Source organism: Mycobacterium seoulense (genome assembly GCF_010731595.1).
GTDB lineage: Bacteria > Actinomycetota > Actinomycetes > Mycobacteriales > Mycobacteriaceae > Mycobacterium > Mycobacterium seoulense.
The window spans coordinates 2,855,237-2,868,374 of record NZ_AP022582.1 but is presented as its reverse complement, the minus strand read 5'-3'; the positions used below and the strand labels follow the sequence as shown (position 1 = coordinate 2,868,374).

9 protein-coding genes are annotated in these 13,138 nt (G+C 69.9%); 8 read left to right on the top strand and 1 reads right to left on the bottom strand.

All coding sequences use genetic code 11. From position 1 onward, the window contains the following. Nucleotides 1-244: 244 nt before the first annotated feature. The 6 genes from G6N37_RS13015 to G6N37_RS12990 all read left to right on the top strand — a co-directional run bounded on the left by G6N37_RS13015 (nt 245) and on the right by G6N37_RS12990 (nt 10,917). On the top strand, nt 245-3,943 hold the full coding sequence (locus G6N37_RS13015; RefSeq protein ID WP_163680897.1) for a nitrate reductase subunit alpha: 3,699 nt from the start codon (nt 245-247) through the stop codon (nt 3,941-3,943). Continuing rightward, nucleotides 3,944-5,560 (top strand): nitrate reductase subunit beta, encoded by a 1,617-nt coding sequence (gene narH, locus G6N37_RS13010; RefSeq protein ID WP_163680894.1) that lies wholly within the window; start codon nt 3,944-3,946, stop codon nt 5,558-5,560. It begins immediately after the preceding gene. After that, nucleotides 5,557-6,225: a nitrate reductase molybdenum cofactor assembly chaperone gene (gene narJ / locus G6N37_RS13005; protein WP_174813825.1), complete on the top strand. Its 669-nt coding sequence runs from the start codon at nt 5,557-5,559 to the stop codon at nt 6,223-6,225. The genes narH and narJ overlap by 4 nt, the downstream gene beginning before the upstream one ends. Further along, nucleotides 6,218-6,949, top strand: a complete 732-nt coding sequence (gene narI, locus G6N37_RS13000; RefSeq protein ID WP_163680891.1) for a respiratory nitrate reductase subunit gamma — start codon at nt 6,218-6,220, stop codon at nt 6,947-6,949. The genes narJ and narI overlap by 8 nt, the downstream gene beginning before the upstream one ends. A 152-nt stretch (nt 6,950-7,101) precedes the next feature. After that, a complete protein-coding gene (typA, locus tag G6N37_RS12995) occupies nt 7,102-8,991 on the top strand; it encodes a translational GTPase TypA (RefSeq protein WP_163680889.1) in 1,890 nt (629 codons plus the stop codon). Between the two features lie 45 nt (nt 8,992-9,036). Beyond that, nucleotides 9,037-10,917 carry an ABC transporter family substrate-binding protein gene (locus tag G6N37_RS12990; RefSeq protein WP_163684994.1) on the top strand — a complete coding sequence of 627 codons (1,881 nt, stop codon included), beginning with the start codon at nt 9,037-9,039 and terminating at the stop codon, nt 10,915-10,917. 22 nt (nt 10,918-10,939) lie between these two features. Here the strand turns inward: G6N37_RS12990 and G6N37_RS12985 are convergent, their stop codons facing one another. Continuing rightward, on the bottom strand, nt 10,940-11,554 hold the full coding sequence (locus tag G6N37_RS12985) for a TetR/AcrR family transcriptional regulator (protein WP_163680886.1): 615 nt from the start codon (nt 11,552-11,554) through the stop codon (nt 10,940-10,942). Between the two features lie 79 nt (nt 11,555-11,633). Here G6N37_RS12985 and mshB point away from each other — a divergent pair, with 79 nt between their 5' ends. Together mshB and G6N37_RS12975 are read left to right on the top strand one after the other, a co-directional pair. Beyond that, complete coding sequence (mshB, locus tag G6N37_RS12980) at nt 11,634-12,536, top strand: N-acetyl-1-D-myo-inositol-2-amino-2-deoxy-alpha-D-glucopyranoside deacetylase (RefSeq protein WP_163680882.1); 903 nt, start codon at nt 11,634-11,636, stop codon at nt 12,534-12,536. 93 nt (nt 12,537-12,629) lie between these two features. Beyond that, nucleotides 12,630-13,091, top strand: a complete 462-nt coding sequence (locus G6N37_RS12975; protein WP_163680879.1) for a hypothetical protein — start codon at nt 12,630-12,632, stop codon at nt 13,089-13,091. Nucleotides 13,092-13,138 lie beyond the last annotated feature (47 nt).

Here is a 13,138-nt window from a genome sequence, read left to right as displayed (position 1 = left end):
TGACCAGACAATATTTCGTTAACGGGCCGCGCACCGCGAAGGTGATCGGCGGGTCCACCGCGCCCTATCCCGGTGCCCGATCGCTCCCGGGCCCGCGTGCCGCCGACACGATCGCATCGGCGTTCCGGGCCGGCGCGGATCGGTGACCCGGCGGCCCGTGGCCGACACGGCCCCACCACGCATCTGCGGTCGAAGCAACGGCCCGGCTACGACTCGAGGCACTACGGAGTAGGAGGGATACCTGTTGACGGTCACACCACATGTTGGTGGAGCGCTCGAGGAATTGCTGGAGCGCAGCGGACGGTTCTTCACGCCGGGCGAGGTTTCGGCCGACCGGCGCACGGTGACACGTCGGGGCGGCCGCGAGGCCGACGCGTTCTACCGCGACAGGTGGAGCCACGACAAGGTGGTGCGCTCCACGCACGGGGTCAACTGCACCGGTTCGTGCTCCTGGAAGATCTACGTCAAGGACGGGATCATCACCTGGGAGACCCAGCAGACCGACTACCCCTCGGTCGGCCCGGACCGGCCGGAATACGAGCCGCGCGGTTGCCCCCGCGGGGCGTCGTTCTCCTGGTACAGCTACTCGCCCACCCGGGTGCGCTACCCGTACGCCCGCGGCGTGCTGGTCGAGATGTACCGGGAAGCCAAGGCGCGGCTCGGCGATCCCGTGCTGGCGTGGGCCGACATCCAGGCCGACCCCGAACGCCGGCGCCGCTACCAGCGCGCCCGCGGCAAGGGCGGACTGGTTCGGATCACCTGGGCCGAGGCCACCGAGCTGATCGCCGCCGCTCACGTGCACACCATCAAGACCTACGGCCCCGACCGCGTCGCCGGCTTCTCGCCCATCCCGGCGATGTCCATGGTGTCCTACGCCGCCGGATCGCGGTTCTTCGAGCTGATCGGCGCCCCGATGACGTCGTTCTACGACTGGTACGCCGACCTGCCGGTGGCCTCGCCGCAGGTGTTCGGCGATCAGACCGACGTGCCCGAATCCGGGGACTGGTGGGACGCGGCGTATCTGATGATGTGGGGCTCCAACGTGCCGATCACCCGCACCCCCGACGCGCACTGGATGGCCGAGGCGCGCTACCGCGGCACCAAGGTGGTGACGGTCAGTCCCGACTACGCCGACAACACGAAGTTCGCCGACGAGTGGATGCCGTGCGCGGCCGGCACCGACGGCGCGCTGGCCATGGCGATGGGTCACGTCATACTCACGGAATGCTATGTCCGGCAGGAGGTTCCGTTCTTCGCCGACTTCGCGCGCCGCTACACCGACCTGCCGTTCCTGATCAAGCTGGAAGAGCGCGGCGACATGCTGGTGCCCGGCAAGAACCTCACCGCGGCGGACCTCGGTGAGGCTGTCGAGAACGCGGCGCTCAAGCCGGCGGTGCTCGACGAGTCCACCGACTCGGTGGTGGTGCCCCACGGCTCGCTGGGATTCCGCTACGGCGAGGACGGCGTCGGCAAATGGAACCTGGACCTGGGCGCCCTGGTGCCGGCGCTGAGCGTGCGAAACACGCACGGCGCCAACGGCGGTGGCGACACCGCGCTGGTGCACCTGGCCAGCTTCGACACCGTCAACGGCGAAGGCACCACCGTGGCGCGCGGCGTCCCGGTGCGCCGTGTCGGCACGCATCGGGTGTGCACCGTTTTCGACCTGATGCTCGCCCAATACGGGGTGGCCCGGCCGGGGCTGCCGGGCGAATGGCCGACCGGCTACGACGACCCGACCCAGCAGAACACCCCCGCGTGGCAGGAGGCGATCACGGGAGTGTCGGCCGCGCAGGCCATCCGCGTCGCCAGGGAATTCGCGCGCAGCGCAGAGGAATCCGGCGGGCGGTCCATGATCATCATGGGCAGCGGCATCTGCCAGTGGTTCCACGGCGACGCCATCTATCGGGCGGTGCTCGCGCTGTTGATGCTGACCGGCTCGATGGGGCGCAACGGCGGGGGCTGGGCGCACTACGTCGGCCAGGAAAAGGTGCGCCCGCTCACCGGGTTTCAGACGATGGCGATGGCCACGGACTGGGTGCGACCGCCGCGGCAGGTGCCGGGCGCCTCCTACTGGTACGCGCACACCGACCAGTGGCGCTATGACGGCTACGGGGCCGACAAACTGGCCAGCCCGCTGGGCCGGGGCCGATTCGCCGGCAAGCACACGATGGACCTGCTGGCCTCGGCGGCGGCCATGGGCTGGAGCCCGTTCTACCCCCAGTTCGACCGGTCCAGCCTGGACGTCGCCGATGAGGCACGCGCCGCGGGCCGCGACGTGGCCGACTACGTCGCCGAGCAACTTCGCGACCGCAAACTCAAGCTTTCCGTCACCGATCCCGACAATCCGGTCAACTGGCCTCGGGTGCTTACGGTGTGGCGGGCCAACCTGATCGGGTCGTCGGGCAAGGGCGGCGAATACTTCCTGCGCCACCTGCTGGGCACCGATTCCAATGTGCAGGCCGAACCGCCGACCGACGGCGTGCCGCCCGCCGATGTGGTGTGCGAGGGGGACATCCCCGAGGGCAAGCTCGACCTGATGATGTCGATCGACTTCCGGATGACGTCGACGACGCTGGTCTCGGACATCGTGCTGCCGGCGGCGACCTGGTACGAGAAAGCCGACATCTCCAGCACGGACATGCACCCTTACGTGCACGCGTTCAGCGCCGCGACCGACCCGCCCTGGGAGACCCGTTCGGATTTCGAGGCTTTCGGTGCGATCGCGCGCGCATTCAGCGCGCTGGCCAAGCGGCACCTGGGCACCCGCAGCGACGTGGTCCTGACCGCGCTGCAGCACGACACGCCGGACGCGATGGCCTATCCCGACGGCACCGAGGAAGACTGGCTGCACAGCGGCGCGACGCCGGTGCCCGGGCGGACCATGCCCAAACTCACCGTGGTGGAACGCGATTACGGCGCGATCTACGACAAATGGCAAACCCTGGGCCCGCTGGTCGACACGTTCGGGCTCACCACAAAGGGCGTCACCGTGCACCCGTTCCGGGAGGTCGAGGAGCTGGCGGCCAAGTTCGGGGTGATGAATTCCGGTGCGGCAGCCGGCCGCCCGGCGATCACCACCGCCGCGCGGATGGCCGACGTGCTGCTGCTGCTGTCCGGGACCACCAACGGCCGGCTCGCCGTCGAGGGCTTCCGCGAGCTGGAAAAGCGGACGGGCCAGCGGCTGGCGCACCTGGCCGAGGGCAGCGAGGAGCGGCGCATCAGCTACGCCGACACCCAGGCGCGTCCCGTCCCGGTGATCACCAGCCCCGAATGGTCGGGTAGCGAGACCGGCGGGCGCCGCTACGCGCCGTTCACCATCAACATCGAAAACCTGAAGCCGTTCCACACGCTCACCGGGCGGATGCACTTCTATCTGGCCCACGACTGGGTCGAGGAACTCGGCGAACACCTGCCGGTGTTCCGCCCGCCGCTGGACATGACGCGCCTGTTCGGACAGCCCGAGCTCGGCCCCACCGAAGACGGGATCGGGCTGACCGTGCGGTATTTGACGCCGCACTCGAAGTGGTCGTTCCACTCCACCTACCAGGACAACCTCTACATGCTCTCGCTGTCCCGGGGCGGGCCGACGATGTGGATGAGCCCGGGCGACGCGGCCAAACTCGAAGTCCGCGACAACGACTGGGTCGAGGCGGTCAACGCGAACGGCATCTACGTGTGCCGGGCCATCGTCAGCCACCGGATGCCCGACGGCGTGGTGTACGTCTACCACGTGCAGGAGCGCACGGTGGACACGCCCCGCACCGAAACCAACAACAAGCGCGGCGGCAACCACAACGCGCTGACCCGCGTCCGCATCAAGCCCAGCCATCTCGCCGGGGGCTACGGCCAGCACGCGTTCGCCTTCAACTACATGGGACCGACCGGCAACCAGCGCGACGAGGTCACCGTGGTGCGCCGCCGCAGCCAGGAGGTGACGTACTAGATGAAGGTAATGGCGCAGCTGGCGATGGTGATGAACCTCGACAAGTGCATCGGCTGCCACACCTGCTCGGTCACCTGCAAGCAGGCGTGGACCAACCGGTCCGGCACCGAGTACGTGTGGTTCAACAACGTCGAAACCCGTCCGGGCCAGGGCTATCCGCGCACCTACGAGGATCAGGAGCGGTGGCGCGGCGGCTGGATACGCGACAAGAAGGGGCGGCTGCGGCTGCGCGACGGTGGCCGCATCGCCAAGCTGTTGCGCATCTTCGCCAACCCCAGGCTGCCGATCATCGACGACTACTACGAGCCCTGGACCTACGACTACGAGAACCTGACCAGCGCGCCCGCGTGTGACACGTTCCCCACGGCAGCACCGAAAAGCCTGATCAGCGGCGAACCGATGAAGGTGTCCTGGGGCCCGAACTGGGACGACAACCTGGCCGGCTCACCGGAGATTCTGGCCGGCGATCCGATCCTCAAAAAGGTCAGCGAGGACGTCAAACTCGCCCTCGAAGAGACCTTCATGTTCTACCTGCCCCGGATCTGCGAGCACTGCCTCAACCCCTCCTGCGTGGCGTCGTGCCCGTCGGGCGCGATGTACAAGCGCAGCGAGGACGGCATCGTGCTGGTCGACCAGGACCGCTGCCGCGGCTGGCGGATGTGCGTCTCCGGATGCCCCTACAAGAAGGTCTATTTCAACCACAAGACCGGCAAGGCCGAGAAGTGCACGCTGTGCTACCCGCGGATGGAGGTCGGCCTGCCGACCATCTGCTCGGAGACGTGCGTGGGACGGCTGCGCTATCTGGGCCTGGTGCTCTACGACGTCGACCGGGTGCTGGAGGCGGCCTCGGTGGAGAACGACACCGACCTGTACGAGGCGCAATGCCGGATCCTGTTGGATCCCAACGATCCCGAGGTGATCACCGCCGCCCGCGCGGAGGGCATCTCCGACGAGTGGATCGAGGCCGCGCAGCGCTCGCCGGTGTACGCGCTGATCAACGACTACAAGGTCGCGCTGCCCCTGCATCCCGAATACCGCACGATGCCGATGGTCTGGTACATCCCGCCGCTGTCGCCGGTGGTCGACGCGGTCAGCCGGGACGGCCACGACGGGGAGGAACTGGGCAACCTGTTCGGCGCGCTGGACGCGCTGCGCATCCCCATGCAGTACCTGGCCGAGCTGTTCACCGCCGGCGACACCGCCGTGGTCGAGGGCGTGCTGCGGCGGCTGGCGGCGATGCGCTCCTACATGCGCGACATCAATCTCGGGCGCGAAACGCAGCCGCACATCCCGCATTCGGTGGGGATGACCGAAGAGCAGATCTACAAGATGTACCGGCTGCTGGCGATCGCGAAATACGAAGAGCGGTATGTCATTCCGACCGCGTTCAGCCCGCAGGCCCGCGACCTCGAGGAGACGGGTTGCTCGTTGACCGGCGACGGCGGCCCGGGCATGTACGAGTCGGGTGAACCGGTGCCCGTCTCCGTGGAGACCTTCCACGCGCTCAAGCGGCCCGGCGGCGAGGCCGCCACCAACGGACGGCCGCGGGTGAACCTGCTGAACTGGGACGGACGCCAGGTGCCCGCCGGAATGTTTCCCGGAGAGCAGAAGCCATGAGGCTGCTGTCCGGACGCGGGGGACGCACCCACACCCTGCAGGACCGACTGGTGTGGCAGGCGGCGTCGCTGCTGCTGGCCTACCCGGACGACGAGCTGCCGGCACGGTTGGACACGGTCGACGAGCTGCTCGGCCACCTCGGCGGGCCCGCGGCGGCGCTGCTCGGACAAACGGTGGCCGCGCTGCGCGCCCGCGAGCCGATGGCCGCCGCGACGGACTACGTCGCGACCTTCGACATGCGGCGCCACTGCACCATGTACCTGACGTACTGGACCGCCGGGGACACCCGCAACCGCGGCCGGGAGATGGTGGAGTTCGCCACCGCCTACCGGGAGGCGGGCGTGGCGCCGCCGCGCGCCGAGGCGCCCGATCACCTGGCCGTCGTGCTGGAATTCGCCGCCACGGTCGACCCCGAGGCGGGGCGGCGGCTGCTGACCGAGCACCGAGTCCCGATCGACGTGCTGCGGGGCGCCCTCGCCGACGCGAAGTCGCCCTACGAGCCCACCGTGGCGGCGGTGTGTGCGACGCTGCCCGCCGCGACGGATCAGGACGTGCGCCGCGCGGAGCGCCTGGCCAAAGCCGGGCCGCCCGCGGAATCCGTTGGGCTGCAACCCTTCAACTTGACCGTGCCGCCCCGACGCGAAGGAGGAGCGCCAGGTGTTTAGCAACGTACTGTTCTGGGACATCGCGCCGTACGTCACCCTGACGGTGTTGATCGTCGGCACCTGGTGGCGCTACCGCTACGACAAGTTCGGCTGGACCTCCCGCTCCTCGCAGATCTACGAGTCGCGGCTGCTGCGGATCGCCAGCCCGATGTTTCACTTCGGCATCCTGGCGGTCTTCGCCGGCCACGTGATGGGGTTGTTGATCCCGCCGCGGGTGACGCAGATGTTGAAGCTGAGCGACCACCTCTACCATCTGCAGGCCGTGATCGCCGGGTCGTTGGCGGGCTTTGCGACGCTGGCCGGAATCGGGCTGCTGATCTATCGCCGGTTCACCCGTCCGGCGGTGTCCATGGCGACCACCCGCGGCGACAAGGTGATGTACGTGGTGCTGGTGCTGGCCATCGTGGTGGGCCTGTACTGCGACCTGATCGGCACCGGCCCGCACAGCGGCGAGTTCCACTACCGCTACACGGTCGGCCTGTGGTTCCGCCGGATCTGGATCCTGCAGCCACACGGCGAGGTGATGATCAACGCTCCGCTGGACTATCAACTGCACGCCCTGATCGGCATGGTGCTGTTCACGCTGTTGCCGTTCACCCGGCTGGTGCACATCCTGAGCGCGCCGGTCGCCTACCTGTTCCGGCCCTACATCGTCTACCGCAGCCGCGAAGAGGCGACCGGGGGCGAATTGGTCGGCACGGCGCCACGCCGCAGGGGCTGGTAGCAGGCCGGCCGTCGAATGTGCGGCCCAGGGCTTTCGATGTGCGGCCAGGGCGCCGACACGCCGTGGCGGGCCGCCCTGCACGCACACCGGACGGCGGGCCCGGCCGCCTGCCAGTTCGCTTTGTAAGGCCCCCCGCTGCCACAATCACCGACGTGCCATTCCGCAACGTCGCCATCGTCGCCCACGTCGACCACGGCAAAACGACCCTGGTGGACGCGATGCTGCGGCAGTCCGGGGCGCTGCACCACCGGGGCGACGACACCCAGGAACGCATCATGGACAGCGGTGACCTCGAGAAGGAAAAGGGCATCACCATCCTGGCCAAGAACACCGCCGTCCATCGGCACAACCCGGACGGGACGGTGACGGTCATCAATGTGATCGACACCCCCGGGCACGCCGACTTCGGCGGTGAGGTGGAGCGCGGGTTGTCGATGGTGGACGGCGTGCTGCTGCTGGTCGACGCGTCCGAGGGGCCGTTGCCGCAGACGCGGTTCGTGTTGCGCAAGGCGCTGGCCGCGCACCTGCCGGTGATCCTCGTCGTCAACAAGACCGACCGGCCCGACGCGCGCATCGCCGAGGTGGTGGAGGCGAGCCACGACCTGCTGCTGGACGTCGCATCGGACCTCGACGACGAGGCGGCCAAGGCCGCCGAGCACGCGCTGGGCCTGCCGACGCTCTACGCGTCCGGGCGGGCCGGCGTGGCCAGCACCACCCAGCCGGCCAACGGCGAGGTGCCCGACGGCGACAACCTGGACCCCTTGTTCGACGTGCTGATGGAGCACATCCCCGCGCCGGCAGGCGATCCCGAGGCGCCGCTGCAGGCGCTGGTGACCAACCTCGACGCGTCGGCCTTCCTCGGCCGGCTCGCCCTGGTCCGCATCTACAACGGCAAGCTGCGCAAGGGCCAGCAGGTGGCCTGGATGCGCGAGGTCGACGGGCTGCCCGTGATCACCAGCGCCAAGATCACCGAGCTGCTCGCGACCGAAGGCGTCGAGCGCAGCCCCACCGACGAGGCGATCGCCGGTGACATCGTGGCGGTGGCCGGCCTGCCCGAGATCATGATCGGCGACACGCTGGCCGATCCCGATCACGCCCACGCGCTGCCGCGGATCACCGTCGACGAGCCGGCGATCTCGGTGACGATCGGCACCAACACCTCGCCGCTGGCGGGCAAGGTCTCGGGCCACAAACTGACCGCGCGCATGGTCCGCGGCCGGCTCGACCAAGAGCTGGTCGGCAACGTGTCGATCCGGGTCGTGGACATCGGCCGGCCCGACGCGTGGGAGGTGCAGGGCCGCGGCGAGCTCGCGCTTGCGGTGCTGGTCGAGCAGATGCGCCGGGAAGGCTTCGAGCTCACCGTCGGCAAGCCGCAGGTGGTGACCCGCACGATCGACGGCAAGCTGCACGAGCCCTTCGAGGCGATGACGATCGACTGCCCCGACGAGTTCGTCGGCGCGATCACCCAGCTGATGGCCGCCCGCAAGGGCCGCATGGAGGAGATGACCAACCACGCCGCCGGCTGGGTCCGGATGGATTTCATCGTGCCCAGCCGCGGCCTGATCGGCTTCCGCACCGACTTCCTCACCCTCACCCGTGGCACCGGGATCGCCAACGCCGTGTTCGACGGCTACCGGCCGTGGGCCGGGGAGATCCGCGCCCGCCACACCGGGTCGCTGGTCTCCGACCGCGCCGGCACCATCACGCCGTTCGCGCTGATTCAGCTCGCCGACCGGGGCCAGTTCTTCGTCGAGCCCGGCCAGGACACCTACGAGGGCATGGTCGTCGGAATCAACCCGCGCGCCGAGGATCTCGACATCAACGTCACCCGGGAGAAGAAGCTCACCAACATGCGGTCGTCGACGGCGGACGTCATCGAGACCCTGGCCAAGCCGCTCGAGCTCGACCTGGAACAGGCCATGGAGTTCTGCGCGCAGGACGAATGCGTGGAGGTGACCCCGGAGATCGTCCGGGTGCGCAAGGTCGAGTTGGACGCCACGACCCGGGCGCGCAGCCGGTCGCGCGCCAAGGCACGGGGTTAGCCGCGCGTGCTCGGGCGGGCCGCCGGGCGGCTGCTCGATACCCTGATCGGCATGCCGAGACGAGTCCGCCGCTTGTTCATGACGGTCGGCGTGGTCGTCTCGCTGTCCGGGCTGGCGCTCGAGGCGTGCACGGTCAACCCCCCGCCCGCGCCGCAGAGCACGGACACGCCGCACAACTCGCCCCCGCCGCCGCCGCGGCCGACGCAGATCATCATGGGCATCGACTCGATCGGCGCCGGCTTCAACCCGCACCTGCTGTCCGACCTGTCCCCGGTGAACGCGGCGATCAGCGCGCTGGTGCTGCCCAGCACGTTCCGGCCGGTGCCCGACCCCGCCACGCCGACCGGCTCGCGCTGGGAAATGGACCCGACCCTGCTGGAGTCCGCCGAGGTCACCAACCAGAACCCGTTCACGGTGACCTACAAGATCCGGCCGGAGGCGCAGTGGACCGACAACGCCCCCATCGCCGCCGATGACTTCTGGTACCTGTGGCGGCAGATGGTCAGCCAGCCCGGCGTCGTCGACCCCGCCGGCTACGACCTGATCACCGGCGTGCAGTCGCTCGAGGGCGGCAAGCAGGCGGTGGTCACCTTCGCCCAGCCGTACCCGTCGTGGAAAGAGCTGTTCAGCAACATCCTTCCGGCGCACATCGTCAAGGACGTGCCGGGCGGGTTCGCGTCCGGGCTGGCGCGGGCGCTGCCGGTCACCGGCGGCCAGTTCCGCGTGGAGAGCATCGACCCGCAGCGCGACGAGATCCTGGTGGCCCGCAACGACCGCTACTGGGGATCACCGGCTAAGCCCGCGCTCATCCTGTTCCGGCGCGCCGGAGCGCCTGCGGCGCTGGCCGATTCGGTCCGCAACGGCGACACCCAGGTGGCCCAGGTGCACGGCGGATCGGCGGCGTTCGCGCAGCTGTCCGCCATCCCCGACGTGCGCACCGCCCGGATCGTGACGCCCCGGGTCATGCAGCTGACGTTGCGGGCCAACGAGCCCAAGCTGGCCGACGCGCAGGTGCGCAAGGCGATCCTGGGGCTGCTGGACGTCGACCTGCTGGCGGCGGTGGGTGCGGGCAGCGACAACACCGTCACGCTGGACCAGGCCCAGATCCGCGCGCCCAGCGACCCGGGCTACGAGCCGACCGCGCCCCCCGCGATGACGACGCCGGCGGCGCTGGGGTTGCTGGAGGGGTCCGGCTACAAGGTGGAGGGCAACTCGTCGGCGTCGCCGGCGCCGACCCCGGCGAACAACGGGCCGCCCGAAGTGATCCGCGGCCGGATCAGCAAGGACGGCCAACAGCTGTCGCTGGTCATCGGCGTGGCGGCCAACGACCCGACGTCGGTGGCCGTGGCGAACACCGCGGCCGACCAGTTGCGCAACGTCGGCATCGCCGCCAGCGTGCTGGCGCTGGACCCGGTGACGCTGTACCGCGACGCGCTGAACAACAACCAGGTGGACGCGATCATCGGCTGGCACCAGGCGGGCGGGAATCTGGCGACGCGCCTGGCGTCGCGGTATGGCTGCCCGGCGCTGCAGGCGACGCAGGTACCGACGTCCACGGGGCCGACCACCACCCCGGCCTCGCCGACCACCACCGCGCCCGGCACCTCCGCCACGACACCGACCTCGACCCCGCCCAGCCGCCCGGCGGACCCCAACGCCCTGGTGCAGGCGCCGTCGAACCTCACCGGGATCTGCGATCGCAGCGTGCAGTCGAACATCGACGCCGCGCTCAACGGCACCAAGAACATCAACGACGTGATCACCGCGGTCGAGCCGCGACTGTGGAACATGTCCACCGTGCTGCCGATCCTGCAGGACACCACGATCGTGGCGGCCGGCCCGAGCGTGCAGAACGTCAGCCTGTCGGGTGCGGTGCCGGTCGGGATCGTCGGCGACGCCGGCCAATGGGTCAAGACCGGGCCCTGAGCGGGCCTCGCCGGTCTTTCCCTTAGTCGGAGGCCGCCCGCGCCTTTCGCGGCGGTATCACCGCGTCGACGATGAGCGCCAGCTCCCGGCGGTTCGGCGGCGATCCGGTCAGCAGGAAATGCTGGTTGATCAGAGCCGGGCCGATGCGCGCGGTCAGCGGGGTGATCATCTCCGGATCGAGGTCACCCTCCGCGACGGCGGCCTGCAGGATCGATTCGACGATCCGCAGGCGCGGGGCCACCACGGCGTCGGCGAAGATGGCGCGCATCTCGGGTTCATGCAGGAGCTGGTTGACGGTGGCCATCCCGGGGAAGGCCGTCTTGCCGGCGCAGACGTCGCGGTGCGCGGTGAACACCGTCAGCAGGTTCTCCCGGGCCGGACGGCCGGGCCGGGCCTCGGGCAACGGCGGCAGGGTGTGGACCAGGGCGGCGTGCACCAGCTCGCACTTGGTGGTCCAGCGCCGGTACAGGGCCGCCTTGCCGGTGTGGGCGCGCGCCGCGATCCCCTCCATCGTCAGCCCGCCGTAGCCGACTTCGGCCAGTTCGGCCAAAGTGGCCTCGTAGAGCGCCCGTTCGAGGACCTCGCCCCGGCGGCGGCTCCGGCCGCCGGCCGGGGCGATCTGGGTGAGCTGCGGCATCCCTCGATAGTAGCCGTATGCGTTCCTATCGGCTGCGACGAGACCGCTGACGGCCGGCACCGCGCGGTAGGGTGCGTCCATGCCCGAGACGCCACGGCTGCTGTTCGTCCATGCGCATCCGGACGACGAGAGCCTCAGCAACGGCGCCACCATCGCCCACTACACCGCCCGCGGGGCGGACGTCCGCGTCGTCACCTGCACGCTCGGCGAGGAGGGCGAGGTGATCGGCGATCGCTGGGCGGAACTGGCCGTCGATCGCGCGGATCAGTTGGGGGGCTACCGGATCGGCGAGCTCACCGAGGCGCTGCGTGCGCTGGGCGTCGGCGCACCCCACTACCTGGGCGGCGCGGGGCGCTGGCGCGACTCGGGCATGCGGGGCACGCCCGGGCGGCGGCGCCGTCGGTTCATCGACGCCGACGAGCGTGAGGCCGTCGGCGAGCTGGTCGCCGTCATTCGCGAGCAGCGCCCGCACGTCGTCGTGACCTACGACCCCGGCGGCGGCTACGGCCACCCCGATCACGTGCACACCCACACCGTCACGACGGCCGCCGTGGCCGCCGCCGGCTCCGGCGACTTTCCGGGCGAGCCGTGGACCGTGCCGAAGTTCTATTGGTCGGTGTTCGCGACGAACGCCTTCACAGCGGGGCTGCGCGCCCTGACCGGCGAGGATCTGCTGCCCGAGTGGACCATTCCGCCGGAGGAGGAGTTCGTTTTCGGGTACGCGGACGCCGACATCGACGCCGTCGTCGAGCCCGGCCTTCAGGCGTGGGCGGCGAAGAGGGCCGCGCTGGCCGCCCACGCCACGCAAGTGGTCGTCGGGCCCACCGGCCGGGCCTGCGCCCTGTCGAACAACATGGCGGTGCCGATCCTGGCGGAGGAGCACTACGTGCTGGCCGCCGGCGCGGCGGGGGAGCGCGACGGGCGGGGCTGGGAGACAGATCTGCTTGCGGGGCTTGATTTCACCGCGGTCGTCACGCGGTAGGCTTGCCAATCAGGCAGCCACGGAAGGATTTCGCATGGACCCCGACCTGGACCCTAATCAGCAGCATTGGCAGGACCGGCTCGACAGCCTGCAGTGGGTTATCGGCTCGATTCTCTCCAACATCGACAGCGTTCCGACCTGACCGCAACCAAGCCGCGCGCCGCGTCCCTCGAAGACGGCGGCGCGACCGACCCCGCGATCCGTTTCGTGGTCCTGGCGCTGCTCGCCGTCGACGGGGTCCTCTCCGCACTCGCCGGGGCCCTGCTGCTGCCTTCCTACATCGGGGCGGTTCCGTTTCCCATCAGCGGCTTGATTTCCGGTCTGGTCAATGCCGCACTGGTCTGGTCCGCCGGCCGGTGGACGACGTCGTCGCGGCTGGCCGCGCTGCCGCTGTGGACCTGGCTGCTCACGGTGGCGGCGATCAGCATGGGCGGCCCGGCCGACGACGTCATCCTGGGGGGTCGCGGGCTGATGGCCTACGGGGCCCTGCTGCTGATCGTGCTGGGTGTCGCCCCGCCGTTTTGGGTGCTGTGGCGGCGCGGCCACCCGTCCTGACGTTCGTGCGCCGCACGGGGCCGGGATGTCCCCGCTCGCCGGGGTGG

Excerpts from the sequence above, each read along its gene's own strand:
- G6N37_RS12985 (WP_163680886.1), bottom strand. The coding sequence starts at position 11,554 with ATGCCGCAGCTCACCCAGATCGCCCCGGCCGGCGGCCGGAGCCGCCGC.
- narJ (WP_174813825.1), top strand. The coding sequence starts at position 5,557 with ATGAGGCTGCTGTCCGGACGCGGGGGACGCACCCACACCCTGCAGGAC.
- narH (WP_163680894.1), top strand. The coding sequence starts at position 3,944 with ATGAAGGTAATGGCGCAGCTGGCGATGGTGATGAACCTCGACAAGTGC.
- mshB (WP_163680882.1), top strand. The coding sequence starts at position 11,634 with ATGCCCGAGACGCCACGGCTGCTGTTCGTCCATGCGCATCCGGACGAC.